The sequence below is a fragment of the Frigoribacterium sp. CFBP 13605 genome, assembly GCF_014839405.1.
GTDB lineage: Bacteria > Actinomycetota > Actinomycetes > Actinomycetales > Microbacteriaceae > Frigoribacterium.
On the sequence record NZ_JACYNS010000025.1, the window covers coordinates 14,510 to 29,802 of the forward strand.

Annotated in this window: 15 protein-coding genes, 2 tRNA genes and 1 pseudogene; 8 read left to right on the forward strand and 10 right to left on the reverse strand. The window is 73.6% G+C overall.

Annotated elements, in window-relative coordinates; genetic code table 11:
- Nucleotides 1-56: 56 nt before the first annotated feature.
- The 4 genes from IFT36_RS07630 to IFT36_RS07645 all read left to right on the forward strand — a co-directional run bounded on the left by IFT36_RS07630 (nt 57) and on the right by IFT36_RS07645 (nt 3,792).
- Nucleotides 57-977: an ABC transporter ATP-binding protein gene (locus tag IFT36_RS07630; RefSeq protein WP_200412799.1), complete on the forward strand. Its 921-nt coding sequence runs from the start codon at nt 57-59 to the stop codon at nt 975-977.
- On the forward strand, nt 974-1,783 hold the full coding sequence (locus IFT36_RS07635) for an ABC transporter permease (RefSeq protein ID WP_056046543.1): 810 nt from the start codon (nt 974-976) through the stop codon (nt 1,781-1,783). Before IFT36_RS07630 ends, IFT36_RS07635 begins: the two co-directional genes overlap by 4 nt.
- An 84-nt stretch (nt 1,784-1,867) precedes the next feature.
- A complete protein-coding gene (locus IFT36_RS07640; RefSeq protein ID WP_192124591.1) occupies nt 1,868-3,085 on the forward strand; it encodes a sensor histidine kinase in 1,218 nt (405 codons plus the stop codon).
- A gap of 65 nt (nt 3,086-3,150) precedes the next feature.
- A complete protein-coding gene (locus tag IFT36_RS07645) occupies nt 3,151-3,792 on the forward strand; it encodes a response regulator (protein ID WP_056047759.1) in 642 nt (213 codons plus the stop codon).
- A gap of 79 nt (nt 3,793-3,871) precedes the next feature.
- Here IFT36_RS07645 and IFT36_RS07650 read toward each other — a convergent pair whose 3' ends face one another.
- The 3 genes from IFT36_RS07650 to IFT36_RS07660 are packed head-to-tail and all read right to left on the reverse strand — an operon-like array spanning nt 3,872 to nt 5,846.
- On the reverse strand, nt 3,872-4,963 hold the full coding sequence (locus IFT36_RS07650; RefSeq protein ID WP_307785055.1) for a UDP-N-acetylmuramate dehydrogenase: 1,092 nt from the start codon (nt 4,961-4,963) through the stop codon (nt 3,872-3,874).
- Nucleotides 4,960-5,391: a MaoC family dehydratase gene (locus tag IFT36_RS07655; protein WP_056046546.1), complete on the reverse strand. Its 432-nt coding sequence runs from the start codon at nt 5,389-5,391 to the stop codon at nt 4,960-4,962. The genes IFT36_RS07650 and IFT36_RS07655 overlap by 4 nt, the downstream gene beginning before the upstream one ends.
- Complete coding sequence (locus IFT36_RS07660) at nt 5,388-5,846, reverse strand: FAS1-like dehydratase domain-containing protein (protein WP_056046547.1); 459 nt, start codon at nt 5,844-5,846, stop codon at nt 5,388-5,390. The genes IFT36_RS07655 and IFT36_RS07660 overlap by 4 nt, the downstream gene beginning before the upstream one ends.
- Before the next feature lie 215 nt (nt 5,847-6,061).
- Here IFT36_RS07660 and IFT36_RS16400 point away from each other — a divergent pair.
- Nucleotides 6,062-6,280, forward strand: a pseudogene (locus IFT36_RS16400) (DUF3072 domain-containing protein); the annotation flags it as partial.
- Between the two features lie 300 nt (nt 6,281-6,580).
- The gene (locus IFT36_RS07670) at nt 6,581-7,483 is read left to right on the forward strand and encodes a UbiA family prenyltransferase (protein WP_200412800.1); all 903 of its coding nucleotides are present in this window, start codon (nt 6,581-6,583) and stop codon (nt 7,481-7,483) included.
- Between the two features lie 55 nt (nt 7,484-7,538).
- Here IFT36_RS07670 and IFT36_RS07675 read toward each other — a convergent pair whose 3' ends face one another.
- The 5 genes from IFT36_RS07675 to IFT36_RS07695 all read right to left on the reverse strand — a co-directional run bounded on the left by IFT36_RS07675 (nt 7,539) and on the right by IFT36_RS07695 (nt 10,914).
- A complete protein-coding gene (locus tag IFT36_RS07675; protein ID WP_200412801.1) occupies nt 7,539-8,702 on the reverse strand; it encodes an FAD-dependent oxidoreductase in 1,164 nt (387 codons plus the stop codon).
- Nucleotides 8,689-9,471 carry a class I SAM-dependent methyltransferase gene (locus IFT36_RS07680; protein ID WP_307785056.1) on the reverse strand — a complete coding sequence of 261 codons (783 nt, stop codon included), beginning with the start codon at nt 9,469-9,471 and terminating at the stop codon, nt 8,689-8,691. Before IFT36_RS07680 ends, IFT36_RS07675 begins: the two co-directional genes overlap by 14 nt.
- The gene (locus IFT36_RS07685) at nt 9,468-10,586 is read right to left on the reverse strand and encodes a type III polyketide synthase (RefSeq protein WP_056046549.1); all 1,119 of its coding nucleotides are present in this window, start codon (nt 10,584-10,586) and stop codon (nt 9,468-9,470) included. The genes IFT36_RS07680 and IFT36_RS07685 overlap by 4 nt, the downstream gene beginning before the upstream one ends.
- 130 nt (nt 10,587-10,716) lie before the next feature.
- Nucleotides 10,717-10,790: transfer RNA gene (locus IFT36_RS07690), tRNA-Met, on the reverse strand.
- A 52-nt stretch (nt 10,791-10,842) separates the two neighbouring features.
- Nucleotides 10,843-10,914 (reverse strand) — tRNA-Thr (locus IFT36_RS07695).
- A gap of 126 nt (nt 10,915-11,040) precedes the next feature.
- Between IFT36_RS07695 and IFT36_RS07700 the strand changes: the two genes are divergently transcribed.
- Entirely contained in the window at nt 11,041-11,613 is a 573-nt protein-coding gene (locus IFT36_RS07700) for a 2'-5' RNA ligase family protein (RefSeq protein WP_200412802.1), read from the forward strand.
- 9 nt (nt 11,614-11,622) lie between these two features.
- On the opposite strand, the gene IFT36_RS07705 is transcribed toward IFT36_RS07700, so the two are convergent.
- Nucleotides 11,623-12,567 carry an aldo/keto reductase gene (locus IFT36_RS07705; RefSeq protein ID WP_157485358.1) on the reverse strand — a complete coding sequence of 315 codons (945 nt, stop codon included), beginning with the start codon at nt 12,565-12,567 and terminating at the stop codon, nt 11,623-11,625.
- A gap of 129 nt (nt 12,568-12,696) precedes the next feature.
- On the opposite strand from IFT36_RS07705, the gene IFT36_RS07710 reads away from it, so the two are divergent.
- Nucleotides 12,697-14,421: a glycoside hydrolase family 13 protein gene (locus IFT36_RS07710; protein WP_200412803.1), complete on the forward strand. Its 1,725-nt coding sequence runs from the start codon at nt 12,697-12,699 to the stop codon at nt 14,419-14,421.
- An 80-nt stretch (nt 14,422-14,501) separates the two neighbouring features.
- On the opposite strand, the gene IFT36_RS07715 is transcribed toward IFT36_RS07710, so the two are convergent.
- Nucleotides 14,502-15,293 (reverse strand): M23 family metallopeptidase (locus IFT36_RS07715; protein WP_200412804.1); only part of this gene is annotated, 792 nt, incomplete at its 5' end.

The window sequence follows — 15,293 nt, forward strand, 5'->3', positions numbered from 1 at the left end:
CCGGCCTCGACCGGTCGGGCCTGGTGCGCGGAGCCGCCACGGCGCACGCTGGAGCCATGACCCCCGAACCCGTCGTGCGAGTGCACGACCTCACCAAGACCTACGGCACCGCCACGGCTCTGCACGGCCTCTCGTTCGAGGTGGCCGCGGGCGAGACCCTCGGCCTGCTCGGCCCCAACGGCGCCGGCAAGTCGACCACCATCGAGATCCTCGAGGGCTACCGCGACCGGTCGGGCGGCGACGTGTCGGTGCTCGGCGCCGACCCGCAGCACGCCGGTCTCGACTGGAAGGCGCGCCTCGGCATCGTCCTGCAGACCTCCGGCGAACAGGGGACGGCCACGGTGCGCGAGCAGATCGCCCACTTCGCCGGCTTCTACCCGAACCCGCGCGACGTCGACGAGGTGATCGCCGCGGTCGGCCTCGAGGCGAAGGCCGGGGCACGCATCCGGTCGCTGTCCGGGGGGCAGCGACGACGCGTCGACGTCGCGCTCGGTGTGGTCGGCGGCCCCGAGCTGTTGTTCCTCGACGAACCGACCACGGGCTTCGACCCCGAGGCCCGCCGACAGTTCTGGCAGTTGATCCGGTCGCTGTCGGACGACGGGACGAGCATCGTCCTCACCACCCACTACCTCGACGAGGCGGCGCAGCTGAGCGACCGCGTCGCGGTGATCGCGCAGGGCCGGCTCGTCGCCCAGGGGCGACCCGACGAGCTCGGGGACGAGGAGGCGCGCACCCCTCGCGTGACCTGGCTCGACGAACACGGACGGCACGACGTCCGCACCTCCGCACCGGGCGCCCTGGTCGCCGACCTGCACGCCCGCGGAGGCGAACCGCGCTCGCTCGAGGTGATCCGGCCGTCGCTGGAGGACGTGTACCTCGGGTTGGTCGCGACCGCCGAGACCGTCGCGGACGGGGAACGGGTCGCGACCGACGCCGGGGACGCGCCGCGCGCCTCCTCGTCCGGGGTGACCTCGTGAGGACGCTCTCGCTCGGCCTGAGCCGCACCCGGTACGAGGTGCGGGGGTACTTCCGGGCCGGCGACACCGTCTTCTTCACGTTCTTGTTCCCGGTCGTGATGCTCGCGATCTTCTCCACGGCGTTCAGCGCCTCGGGCTCGTTCGGCACGCGGCCGGACGGTTCCGAGGTGGGGGCCGCCGCGTTCTACCTGCCGGGCATGATCGCGGCCGGCATCCTGCTCTCGGGCGTGCAGAACCTCGCCGTCGACATCGCCCTCGAGCGTGGCGACGGCACCCTCAAGCGACTTTCGGGGACGCCCCTGCCGGTCGGGTCGTACTTCGTCGGCAAGTTCGGCCAGGTGCTCGTCACGAGCCTGCTGCAGGTGGCGCTGCTCGTGCTGGTGGCCCGGGTGCTCTTCGGCGTGCCCTTGCCGACCGACGCCGGGTCGTGGCTGACGCTCGCCTGGGTCTACCTGCTCGGCATCGCGACGTCGGCGCTGGTCGGCATCGCCCTCTCGCGCGTGCCCCGCAGCGGGAAGAGCGCCACGGCCGTGATCGTCCCGATCACGCTCGTGCTGCAGTTCATCTCGGGGGTCTACCTGCCGTTCACCCAGCTGCCCGACTGGCTGCAGTCGGTGGCCTCGGTGTTCCCGTTGAAGTGGCTGGCGCAGGGCATGCGCAGCGTATTCCTGCCCGACACGTTCTCGGCCGCCGAGGCCGGCGGATCGTGGGACCTGCCCGGCGTCGCCCTCTGGCTGGCGGTCTGGCTCGTCGCCGGCGCCGTCGCCTCGCTGCTGACCTTCCGGTGGATCAGGAAGGACACCTGACCCGTGGACGGCCACCGTCCTCCGCCCGATCGGCGACGACCACGACGGCCTCGCCGGCCCGCGGCTGCCACTAGCGTGATCGACATGGACGACACCGGCGACCGGGCGGAGGCCGCGGCCCCCGCCCGGTCGGGAACCGCCATCTCGATGCGCTGGTGGGACGCCGGCCTCGCGATCACGGTCGTGGTGATGGTCGTCCTGGCCACGACCTCGTCGAGCGGCCGGGTCACGGCCTCGTTCGTCGCCGTCGGGCTGCTGGTGCTCACGTGGTTCGCCCTCGCGCGGCCCGTGGTGCGTCGCGCCGTCGCGCTGCTGTCGCTCCCGACCGTGACGGCCGTCGCCGCGCTCGTGGTGGTGGGCGGCGTCACGGTGGCCGCCACCCCCGAACTCGCGGTCGTGCAGGCCTTCCTCATGCCGCTGATCTGGACGCTGCTCCCCGGCACCCGGTCCGCGATCGTCGCCAACGTCTGCTTGTGCGTCGCCATCTCGATCGGGTTCGTCGTCAGCCTGGGGTGGTCGGCCGAGGCCCTCGCGACGGCCGCCACCAGCGAAGGCCTCTCGCTCGTCTTCAGCATCGCGCTGGGGATGTGGATCACCACGATCGCCGGGGTCGGGGTCGAACGCGGCCGGCTGCTCGACGAGCTGCGCGAGGCCCAGGCCGAACTGGCCGCGCGGCACCGCGACGCGGGCACGAGCACCGAACGCGAGCGCCTGGCCCGGGAGATCCACGACACGATCGCCCAGAGCCTCACCGGAGTCGTCATGCTCGCGCAGCAGACCCGCGGAGCCCTCGCGGCCGGCGACCTGACGACGACCCGTGAACGGCTCGACGTGATCGAGGCCGCCGCCCGCGAGGCCCTCACCGAGGCGCGCACCCTCGTCGCGGCGACCGCGTCCACCGGACCGGCGGGCACCGACGTGGCGGCCGCCCTCCATCGCCTCGGCGAGCGCTTCGAGCGGGAGAGCGGAATCGGGATCACGGTCGACGCCGTCGAGGTCGACCTGCCCCGCGACCTGCAGGTCGTGCTGGTGCGGTGCACCCAGGAGGCGCTGGCCAACGTCCGCAAGCACAGTGCGTCGACGTCGGCGCGGGTCACGCTCACGGCGACGGACGGGACGGCCGTGCTCGTCGTGTCCGACGACGGCACCGGGTTCGACACGGCGGTCGCATCGACCGGGTTCGGCCTCGACGGCCTCCGCGAGCGGCTCGAGCTGTCGGGTGGCCGCCTCGACGTCTCGTCGGACCGCGACGGGACGGTCGTCACCGCGCAGGTCCCCCGCGCCGCGGTGGTGACCCCGTGACCGCGGGGCCCGCGCACGAGGATGCGACGTCGACCGGGCCCGGAGCCTCGCCGGCGGGATCGCCCGTGCACCGCACCGTCGTGGCCGACGACCATCCGATCGTGCGGCAGGGCATCGCCGCCCTGCTCGCGACGACGGACGACTTCGTCGTGGTGGGGCAGGCGAGCGACGGCTCCGAGGCCGTCGCCCTGGCGGACTCGCTCGAGCCCGACCTGATCGTGATGGACCTCCGCATGCCCGGCCTCGACGGTGTCGAGGCGACCGAGGCCGTCCTGGCACGTCACCCGACGACCAAGGTCGTCGTGCTCACCACCTACGAGTCCGACGACAGCATCCTGCGGGCGATCGAGGTGGGGGCGAGCGGCTACCTCCTGAAGGCCTCCCCGGAGGACGAGCTCGTGGCGGGCCTCCGAGCCGTGGTCGCGGGACAGGTGGCCCTCGCCCCCGCGATGGCGGCCCGTCTCGTCGGCCGCGCACGCAGCGGCGCCGAGCCCGTGCCGCGCCCGACCCCGTTGAGTCCTCGCGAGACCGACGTGCTCGCCCTCGTGGCGGAGGGTTGCTCGAACCGCGAGATCGGACGCCGGCTGTTCGTCGGCGAGGCGACGGTCAAGACGCACCTGCTGCACGTATTCGAGAAACTGGGCGTCAACGACCGGACGCGCGCCGTCACGCTGGCGCTCGAACTCGGCCACCTGCCGCGCCGCTGAGGATCTCTGCGCCGCGACGTCGGACGGGCACCGCCGCGTCGGACGCACGTGGCCGCGTCGGACGCACGCGGCCGCGTCCCTACAGCGAGAGGCCGAGGAGGACGGGCTCGGGGCGCAGCAGCACGCCGAACTCGGACTGGACCCGCTGCTGCACGTAGCGCGCGAGCTCGGCGACCTCGTCGCCCGTGGCACTGCCACGGTTGGTCAGGGCCAGGGTGTGCTTGGACGAGACGGCGGCTCGCGAGCCCGGCAGGCGGAAACCCCTCGCGATGCCGGCGTGCTCGATCAGCCAGGCGGCGCTGAGCTTGACCTCGGCGGGCGCACGGGGCGCCGGGGCGGCCGGCTCCTCACCGAGTGGCACGACCTGGCGCTCGGGCTCGGGGCCGGTCGGCCACCGTGGCGCGTCGGCCGGCAGGGTCGACGCGTCGGCCCGCGACACGATCGGGTTGGTGAAGAACGATCCGCTCGACGCCGTGTCACGGTCGGCCGGATCGAGCACCATGCCCTTCGCGGCCCGCAGGGCGAGCACGCTGGAGCGCACGTCGGCGACCGAGACCCGGGCCCCGAGCTCGACGCCGAGGGCCTTCGCGAGCTGCGGGTACGCGACCTGCTCGCTCGCGCCTCCGTGGTCCATGAGGGCGAACTCCACGGCCGTGACGACGCCCCGACGGCCCTGCTTGAAGACGCTCGTGCGGTACCCGAGGTCGAGGTTGGCCGCGGGGATGCGGACGAACTCGCCCGAGTCGTCGTCCAGGAAGTCGACGGCCACGAGCGTCGAGGCGACCTCCTGGCCGTAGGCACCGATGTTCTGGATCGGCGACGCGCCCGTCGAGCCGGGGATGCCGCTGAGCGCCTCGAGCCCCGACCAGCCCTGCTCGACCGTGGAGGCGACGAGGTCGTCCCAGGGCTCACCGGCGGCGACGCGGAGGTGGACGCGGTGGTCGTCGGAGTCGACGCGCTCGACACCCCGGGTGGCCACGTGGACGACCGTGCCGTCGAACGGCTCGTCGGAGGCGACCGTGTTCGACCCGCCGCCCAGGACGTACCAGGGGTCGTCACCGACCGACGCCTCACGGACCGCGGCCAGCAGCTCGTCGGTCGTCGTCGCCTCGACCAGGCGGGCGGGCTCGCCGCCCACCTGCATCGTCGTGAGCTCGGCGAAGGTCGTCACGCCAGCGTCACCACGACCTGGGCCTTGCCCAGCACGGTCTGGCCGCCGGCGGTCACGGTCAGGTCGATGCGCGCCGTGCCGGCCTCGGCGTCGAGCTTGCCCACCTTCGCGACGACGGCGATCTCGGCCCCGGCGGTGGGGTCGACCACGACGGGACGCGTGAAGCGCACCTGGTAGTCCGACACCCGACCGAGCACGCCGGCGTCGTCGCCCGCCCCCTCGAGCCATTCGACGACCGGCTGGACGGCGGTGCCCATCGTGAGCATGCCGTGGGCCAGGACACCGGGGAGACCGACCGCGGCCGCCACGTCGTCGCGGTAGTGGATGGGGTTGAAGTCGCCCGAGGCGCCGGCGTAGCGCACCAACGAGTCGCGTGTCAGGGGGTAGGTCTTCTCGGCGACGACCTGGCCGACCTCGAGGGCGCTCACGCGGCGGCCTCGTCGTCGGCGCGGACGACGAGCGTCGACACGGCGGTGACCACGTGCCGCCCGTCGACGTCGCGCATGTCGGAGGACGCCGTGACCATGGCGTTGCCGCCCAGCGTCTTGACGCTCGTCACGGTCAGGGTGGCCGTGAGCTCGTCCCCCGCGACGATCGGACGCGAGAGCGAGAAGCGCTGCTCGCCGTGGACGACGCGGGAGAAGTCGATGCCCGCGTCGGGTTCGGCGAGCAACTGGGCGAGGGTGGCCTCTTGGACGACGACGGCGAAGGTCGGCGGGGCGACGAGGTCGCCGTGCCCGGCCGCGTGGGCCGCCTCGAGGTCGAACGAGAGCGGGCTCGTCGAGCCGGTCGCGCGGGCGAACTCGCGCACCTTCTCGCGGCCCACGAGGTAGGGCGGGGCCGGCGGGAAGACCCGCCCTTGCAGATCAGGGTTCACGGACACGCGGTCGAGTCTAACCAGCGGGGTACGTCGCCCGGCCCGGTGTCGGGGGCACGGCGTACGTTCACGTCATGAGCGACGCGAACATCGACCCCGACATCACCCCCGTCGACCCGGCAGCGGCCGAGTCCGACGAGACGACGACCACCGACACGACGACCACCGACGAGACCGACCAGGCCGCCACGGCCCGGGAGGAGAACGCGGCCCCCGCACACGGCGAGACGCTCGGCGGCGCCCGCCCCGACGGCGGCAGCACGGCGTCGAAGGACCCCGACGACTGGGTCACCGGCGACGAGCCCATCACCGGCCCGCAGAAGAGCTACCTCGACACCCTCGCCCGCGAAGCCGGCGAAGAGCTGCCCGCCGACATGACGAAGGCCGAGGCGAGCGAGCACATCGACCGCCTCCAGCAGAAGACCGGCCGCGGGGCCTGACCCCTCGTCGTCCCCCGGGGCCCGGGCCGATCCGCGAAAGACGGCCCGGTGCCCCTTCCGATCCACCCGTGGCAGTCGTACACTCCAGTCACGTCTGGGATGGTAACTCGACGTGGGCACCCTCCTCTGGCGCGTGCCGGTACTGATCCACCTGCACCTCGAGCGCCGAGGGTGCGACGGGGTGCATCCGAGTCCTCCCCCGACTCGGGTGCACCTCTTCACGTCGCCCACCGCATCGTGTCCCGCGTCCGGGGCCGACCGACCCGGGGCCGTGCGGCTCCGTCCGTCTAGGGTGAACGGATGACCTCCCCCGAGCCCCCGGTCTCCACCGCCGGCTCCGGTCGCCGCGACGGCCCCACCTCGTGGACCGCCGCACTGCTGGGTTCGACGCACCCGGGGCCGACGGTGGTGGTGACCGTCCTCGCCGTCGTGCTGGGCGCCTCCTCGGGGTTGCCCCTCGGCCGACTCGTGCTGCTCGCCCTCGCGGTGCTGCTCGGACAGGCCTCCATCGGGTTCGCGAACGACTGGCTCGACGCCGGGCGCGACCGCGCCGTCGGCCGGACCGACAAGCCGGTGGCCCAGGGCCTCGTGAGCGTGTCGGCCGTTCGCCGTGCCGCGGTGGTCTGCGGCGTGCTGATGCTCGTGCCGTCCTACGCGCTCGGGCCCGCAGCCGGCACGGCCCACCTCGTGCTCGTGGCCTCGGGGTGGGCGTACGACCTCGGGCTCAAGCGGACCCCGGTCTCGGTGGTGCCCTTCGTCGTGAGCTTCGGCCTGCTGCCGGCCGTCGCCACCCTCGCGGCGGCACCACCGTCGCCTCCCGCCGCCTGGGCCGTGGCGGTCGGAGCCGTGTTCGGCATCGCGATCCACTTCACGAACGTCCTGCCCGACCTCGACGACGACGCGCGCACCGGCATCGTCGGGCTCCCCCACCGCCTCGGGCGGACCGTCTCGGGAGTCGTCGCGTTCGCGGCGCTGGCCGTCGCGGCCGTCCTGCTGCTCTCGGGCCGACTGGGCGGCGACTCGTCGGCTCCGGGCCTCGTCGCTGCCGCCGTCGGCACCGCCGTGACCCTCGGCATCGCCGTCGTCGGAGTGCGCCTCGTGCTCGCGGGACGCGTCGACCGGACCCTCTTCCGGTTGATCATGGTGGCGGCCGTGCTGCTCGTGGTGCAGCTCGCCCTCAGCGGCGGCACCGTCGTCGCCTGAGCACGCGGGTCGGCGGAGGGGAGCCGAGCCGGCGCGGCCGCGGGGGCCGGACCGCTCAGGCCCAGCGCATGGCGTAGACCGAGGCGAGCAGGTGCCTGCTCGGAGCCCTCAGCACGGCTCCGAGCGCCAGGTCCCGGGCCCGAGCCGCTCCCCCGCCGACGGGCCGACCGAGGGCGGTGTTCCACTCGGCCTGCCGGGCGGCGCGGAGGGCGGCGCGGGCACGGTCGGCGTCGAAACGGCCGAACGTCATCGGATCGAGCACCCGGCCACCCCTCCGCTTCACCGCCGCGGCGATGACGGCCTCGAGCGCGTGCCCGTCGAGCCAGCCGAGGTTCATGCCCTGGCCGCCGATGGGACTGATCTCGTGGGCGGCGTCGCCGATCAGCGTGACCCGGCCGACGACCGTCCGGACGGCCAGCCGGCGCCGGACGCCGAACCCGCTCGTCATGGTCGAGGTCGTCGGGTCGACGGGTGACCCGGTGCGGTCCGACACGAGCCGCGCGACGTCGTCCGGTGCGACCGACGCGGTCGCTGCGTGAGCCGACCCGACGTGCACCACGAACCGTCGTCGACCCGCGGGCAACGGGAACGACTCGACCACCCCGGAGCGCTCGAGATGGATCACGGCGTCGGGGCCGTGGCCGGTGGCGTCGGCGAAGTCGCCCATCACGTAGCGGTCGGGCAGGTCCCGGGCCCTGGTGTCGACGCCCAGCGCGGCGCGGACGGCGCTGCGCGTGCCGTCGGCCCCGACGACGAAGCGGGCGGCGACGACCACCGGCCCCTCGTCGTCGACCCCCTCGACGACCACGTCCTCGTCGCGTTGTGCGAGCCCGACGAACCGCACGCCCCGACGGAGCGCGTCGTCCCGCCGCGCGGCCAACCCCGTCCGCAGCACCGCCTCGGTGCGGTCCTGCGGCACCGCCGCGACGAACGGCCACCGCGACGACGCCCGGTCGAACGGCACCACGCCGACCGTCCGCTCGCCGCTCCGGGCGATCCCCCGCCGGATGCGGACGGCGTCGGCGAGCAGGTCGTCCGCGAGGCCGAGCCGGTCGAAGAGGTCGATCGAGGGCGGATGCACGCCGAGGGCGCGCGAGTGCGCCGGATCGTCGACCCGCGCCTCCCAGACGACGGCATCGAGGCCGCGATCCGCCAGGGCGGCGGCGAGCATCACCCCGACGGGCCCCCCACCGACGATCAGGACGTCATGCGTCCGCACGGCCGGCACCCCCGGGGGCGTCGACGCCGATCTCGCAGACGAGCAGCAGGCGGAAGGGCCACTGCCGGACGACGCGCCACCCCGGCGGAGCCACGTCGACCAGCTCGTCGGCGGTGAAGCTGCGGCGGATCGACAGGAGCCCGTCGACGTGGACGAACGAGCGGGTCCGCCACGGCCAAGTCGCGGCCCGGTAGGCGAGGTACGCCCCGCGGGCCCGCTCGATGTCGGCGTGCAGTACGAGACGGGACGCCAGGCGGGCGCTGTCGTCCAGCACGGCCGCCCGAGCCCCGTCGTCGAGGTGGTGCAGGACGTGGTTCGACACGACCACGTCGAAGGTCTCGCCCGCCGCCACGAGGTCGGCGCTCGAGGCCCGCCGGAACTCGACGCCGAACGGGACGGGGCAGGACGCCGCGAAGGCGTGGGCCCGTTCGTCGGGATCGACGGCGACGACCTCGAGGGCGAGCCCGTCGCGACGGGCCCAGCCGGCCAGGGCGCGCGCGAGGTCGCCGCCGCCGGACCCGAGGTCGAGCAGCCTGGTCGTCACGTCGGCCGACAACAGCGGGCGGAGGCGGCGGAGGTACGCCCGGCGCCACCCCGCCACGAGACCGTTCACGACCGGGAAGGCCCGGTAGGTGGCGTTCAGCAGGCCGAGGTCGCAGCCCGGGTCGTCCATCAGCTCGACGAGTCCGACGCCTCGTCGCGACAGGTCGGGCCACCAGGGCGGCCGCACCGCGACCGACGGAGCCGAGGAGGTGCGGGTCGCGCTCACGAGACCGCGCGACGCGTCATCAGCGCGGTCTCGACGGTCAGCCCGGGGCCGAAGGCCATGGCGCCCACGCGCTGCGACGGGGCGGGGGGGCCGGCCAGGAGGTCGGCGAGGATGAACAGGACGGTCGCGCTCGACATGTTGCCGTAGTCGCGCAGGACGTCGCGTGAGGGCGCCAGGTGGGCGTCGGTGAGCCCGAGCTGCTGTTGCACGCGGTCGAGGATGCTGCGCCCGCCCGGATGGACGGCCCACAGGTCGACGTCGCCGACGCCGACGCCGCCGGCCTCGAAGAGCGGTGCCAGGGCCGAGTCGATGTGGAGCTCGATGATCTGCGGGACGTAGCTGCTCAGCACCATGTCGAAGCCCAGGTCGCCGATCGTCCACGCCATGTCGGTCTCGCCGACCGGGGTGAGCACCGTCTCGAGGACGTCGAGGTCGAGCACGACGGAGCCCGACGGCGCCGGGCGGGCGGTCACCACGGCGGCGGCCGCCCCGTCGGCGAACACGGACGAGGCGACGATCGAGTCGGGGTCGTCGGAGCTCCGCAGGTGCAGCGTGCAGAGCTCGGCGCAGACGACGAGCACGACCGCCTCCGGATCGGCGAGGCAGAAGTCGCGTGCGGCGGCGAGGGCGGGGAAGGCCCCGTAGCAGCCCATGAAGCCCAGGTGGTGGCGACGGGTCGACGGCGACAACCCGAGGCCCCGGACGAGCAGGTAGTCGGGCCCGGGGGCGAAGAAGCCGGTGCACGACACGCTGATCACGTGGGTGACGTCGTCGGGCCCGAGGTCGGGCGCCGCCGCGAGCGCGGCACGAGCGGCGTCGAGGAACAGCTGGGGCGACCGGTCCGTGTAGACCTGGTTGCGCGCACCCGTGCCGGGTCGGAGGATCTCGTTCGACGCGGCGTCGTAGAAAGTGGGCTCGCCCTCGCGCGGTCGCCGGTCGAGCTCGTCGACGACGGTGTGCCGGGTCTCGATGGCCGAGGCACCGAACGCGGCGCCGACGATGCGCTGACCGAGGCGGCCGAGGCCGGCCTGGGTCGCGAAGATCTCTCGGACGTCGTCCTGTCGGATGATGGTCGGGGGCACCGCGGTGCCGATGCTGCGGATGCTCACGGCCATGCTTCATCGTATGCCCGACGCCCGGGCACGGCGCACCGGTCGCGTCTCGGTGCGCGGAGACGACCCGGCGGGTGACCACCGAGCGTACGGACGACGAAGGCCCGAACTCGTGAGAGATCCGGGCCTGCGGTAGCGAGGGCGGGACTTGAACCCGCGACACCACGATTATGAGCCGTGTGCTCTAACCAACTGAGCTACCCCGCCGCAGGCTGCAGGCCCTGCCGGCATCACACCGGGACGGGACCGAGACAGCCAGAGCCCCGAGTCAGGATTGAACTGACGACCCCTTCCTTACCATGGAAGTGCTCTACCACTGAGCTATCGGGGCGTGACCACCAGGCGAGCGACCGAGGCCGCTGCCGATTGGCACCAGACAAGGGTAGCAGAGCGAACGGGCTGCTGACGCCACGTGCCGACCCGGCCCGCCGAAGGCCCCGCGGGGCAGGATCGACGGGTGCACAGCCTCGAACTCCTGCTCGACCCGGCCTCCGACGGAGCCGTCCGTGACGAATGGCGCGTGCTGTCCGCGGCGGGCCTCCCGTCGCAGGGCGACCACGGCGGGACGTCGAACGCGCCGCACGTCACCCTGGTGGCACGACCCGACCTCGACCCGGCCGCCGACCCGCGCCTCCTGCCCCTCTCGGAGGCGCTGCCGATGCCCGCCGAGCTCGGCGGGCTGCTGCTCTTCGGGTCGCCCCCGCGCGGGCTCGTGCTCGTGCGACCCGTGGTCGTGACGGGAGAACTGCTGGACCTCCACGCCCGGGTGCACGAGAGCCTGGGAGGCGCGGGGGACGTCCCGCACACCACGCCCGGTCGGTGGACCCCCCACGTCACCCTCGCGTCACGCCTCACGCCCGACCAGGTGGCCCGGGCCCTCGACGCCCTCTCCGAGGCCGGCGTCCCGTCGACCCGGCCGGTCGTGCTGTCCCGGCTGCGGCGCTGGGACCCGGGTGCGCGGACGATCGTCCCGCTGGGTCCCGTCGCCGCGGACGGGGAGGCGCATGAGAGGGACGGCGCCGGGCGCTGACCCCGGACGTCAGGCGAGCGGACGCGAGGCCGCCTCGAGCGACGCCAGGTCGCCCTCGGTCAACTCGACCCGGGCGGCGTCGAGCAGGCCCTCGAGCTGGCGGGGGGTCCGGGCGCTGCCGAGTGCGCCGATGACGTTGTCGCGGGAGGCGAGCCACGCGACGGCCACGGCGCCCGGCTCGACGTCGAGACGCTCGGCGATCTCGACGACGACCTCGAGGGTGCCCTGGTTCTGCGGCGTGACGTAGCTGAGGGCCCGGCTGCCCCGGGGAGAGTCCCCGCGGCCGGCCTCGTGACGGTACTTGCCCGTCAGGAACCCGCTCGCCAGGGACGAGTGCGGCAACACGGCGAGGTCGTAGTGGTCCACGATGGCGGCGACGTCGTGCTCGTACTCGCCCCGTCGCACCAGGTTGTACGCGACCTGGACCAACCGGAACGGGTGGAGTCCGTCGCGATCCGCGATCGCGAGGGCCTGCCGGAGGCGCGCGCCGGTGTAGTTGGACGCCCCGGCGCAGAGGATCTTGCCCTCGTCGACGAGCTCGCTGAGCGCGCCCACGGTCTCGTCCAGCGGTGTCTCGTCGTCGTCGAAGTGCGTGAAGTAGAAGTCGACGTGGTCGGTGCGCAGACGGCGCAGCGACGCCTCGACCGCCGCACGGATGCTGACGCGCGAAAGGCCGGGGGCGTCGGGGTGCTGCCCGCACTTGGTGCTCAGCACCACCCGGTCGCGGTTGCCCGGTCGGGCGAGCCACCGGCCGATGATGGCCTCGGACTCGCCCCCGGAGTTGCCCGGCAGCCACGCCGAGTAGACGTCGGCCGTGTCGACGACGCGGCCGCCGTCGTCGGCGAACAGGTCGAGCACCTCGAGGGCGGTGGGGGCGCCGACCGTCCAGCCGAAGACGTTGGTTCCGAGCGCGAGCGGGAACGGCCGGGTGCCGGCGGGCAGGTCGGCCGTCACGAGATCGGTCGCAGGGTTCAGGATCGTGCCAATCGTGTCGCGGGTGTTCGTCCCGGAGGTCCCCCTCCGGGCTGTCCTGACCACGACCGTAGCCGATGCCGCGTCGGGGGCCTGCCGTATCGTGGCCTCATGTCCACACGAGATCCGGCCGAGACCGACACGCTGACCCCGACCGCCCCCCTCGAGGGCACCGCGACGACCGCCGACCAGGGCCACGAGTGGTGGCGCACCGCCGTCATCTACCAGGTCTACCCGCGGTCGTTCGCCGACGGCGACGGCGACGGCGTCGGCGACCTCCCCGGCATCACGTCGCGACTCGACGCCCTCGGCGAGCTCGGCGTCGACGCCGTCTGGCTGTCGCCCTTCTACACCTCGCCCCAGCGCGACGCGGGCTACGACGTGGCCGACTACCGCGACGTCGACCCGCTGTTCGGCACCTTGGACGACTTCGACGCCCTCCGCGCCCGGGCCACCGAGCTGGGCCTGCGGGTCATCGTCGACGTGGTGCCGAACCACACCTCGAGCGACCACGCGTGGTTCCGCGAGGCCCTCGCCTCGCCGGCCGGTTCGGCCGCCCGCGGTCGGTACCTGTTCCGTGACGGCCGCGGCCCCGACGGCGAGCTGCCGCCGAACAACTGGCAGTCGGTCTTCGGCGGCCCGGCGTGGTCCCGCGTGACCGAGGCCGACGGCCGACCGGGCCAGTGGTACCTGCACCTGTTCGACTCGTCGCAACCCGACCTCGACTGGACGAACCGCCGCGTGCGCGACGAGTTCGTCGACGTGCTGCGCTTCTGGCTCGACCGCGGCGTCGACGGGTTCCGGGTCGACGTCGCTCACGGCATGGTCAAGGCCGAGGGCCTGCCCGACTACACGCCCCCCGCCGAGTCCGGCAGCATGGGCGGTGGCCAGGGCGAGTCCGCTCCCCCGCCCTACTGGGGCCAGGAGGGCGTCCACGAGATCTACCGCGAGTGGCACACCGTCCTCGCCGAGTACCCGGGCGACCGGGTGCTCGTCGCCGAGGCCTGGGTCGAACCGCTCTCGCGTCTGGCCGACTGGGTGCGCCCCGACGAGATGCACCAGGCGTTCAACTTCGCCTACCTCGAGACCGGGTGGTCCGCTCCGGCCGTCCGCGAGGTCGTCGACGCGTCCCTCCAGACCTTCTCGAGCGTCGGAGCCCCCAGCACCTGGGTCATGAGCAACCACGACGTCGTCCGGCACGCCAGTCGGCTCGCCCTGACTGCCGAGAACCCGCAGGGGTACGGCATCGGGCCGAAGACCGAGGGGCTGCCCGTCCCCGAGCTCGGGTTGGCCAGGGCGCGAGCCGCATCGGCGCTCATGTTGGCCCTCCCCGGCAGCGCGTACCTCTACCAGGGCGAAGAACTCGGCCTGCCCGAGGCCATCGACCTGCCCGACGACTCCCGGCAGGACCCCACGTGGTTCCGCACGGACGGGGAGCGCTACGGCCGGGACGGCTGCCGCGTGCCGTTGCCCTGGTCCGCGACCGAGCCGGCCTTCGGGTTCAACGCGACGGGCGCCTCCTGGTTGCCCCAACCCGCGGACTGGTCGACGTACGCCCGGGACGAGCAGCGGGGCGTCGCCGGGTCGACGCTCGAGCTCTACACGCGGGCGCTCCGCCTCCGTGCGGAGCACGAGCTGGGTACGGGCACGCTGACCTGGCTCGAGGGCTTCGGGCCCGAGGTGGTCGCGTTCCGCAGCCAGGGGGTCACCGTCGTGGCCAACATGGGCGACGTCCCCGTCGAGCTCCCCGTGGGCGAGGTCCTGCTGGCCACCATGGTCGTCGACGGGCCGGCCCTGCCGGCGAACGCGACGGTCTGGCTCGCCACCACGTCGTAGCGGCGGCGACGACGGAAGAGCCCCACCTGGCGACAGGTGGGGCTCTTCTCGTGCGTGCCGCGCGGACGCGGGACCACGGCTCAGTTCGTGTTGGCCTGGAGCCAGGGATAGGGGTCGACGGGCACGCCGCCGATCACGATCTCGAAGTGCAGGTGGGCCCCGGTGCTGTTGCCCGTGCTGCCGACCTTGCCGATGATGGTGCCGACCGTGACGGTGTCGCCCTCGCGGACCTCGACCGAACCGGTCTGCATGTGCGCGTAGACGCTGGTGACCTTCTGGCCGTTGACGACGTGGTCGATCCAGACGTTGTTGCCCAGGGCACCGGAGGGACCGTCGACCTTGCTGACGACGCCGTCGGCGATCGCCTGGATCGGCGAGCCGGCACCGGGGACGAAGTCGAGACCCTGGTGGAACGTCGAGCAGAAGCCGCAGTTGGCCACCTGGCGGGCGCCGAAGCCGCTGCTGATCGGCACGCCCGTCTGGAACGGCCACTGGACCGTGCCGTCGACGTCGTTCGAGAACGTGCTGGCACTCGTCGAGGCGTACTCGGAGACGGCCTTCATCTCGGTGACCGAGTAACCGTCGCGCGAGACACCGGCCGTGCCGTCGGCCGAGGGTGCGGTCGCCGTGTAGCTCTGGGAGTCGGCGGCCTTCTTGGCGGCCGTCTGCGTGGGGGTGTCGACGAAGAAGGCGTTGGCGGGCACCGAGGTGGCCACGAGCATGGACGCGGCGAAGAGCATGGCTCCGACGACCGTGACGCGCTTGGTGGTGCGTCGGAAGGTCGCCCCGGCGGTGCGGGGCGCGCGGACGGGCGCCTCGAGGCGAGCCGCGGGGCGCTGTGCGCGGGCCTTCGCGGTGCGTCCGGCAGCTGC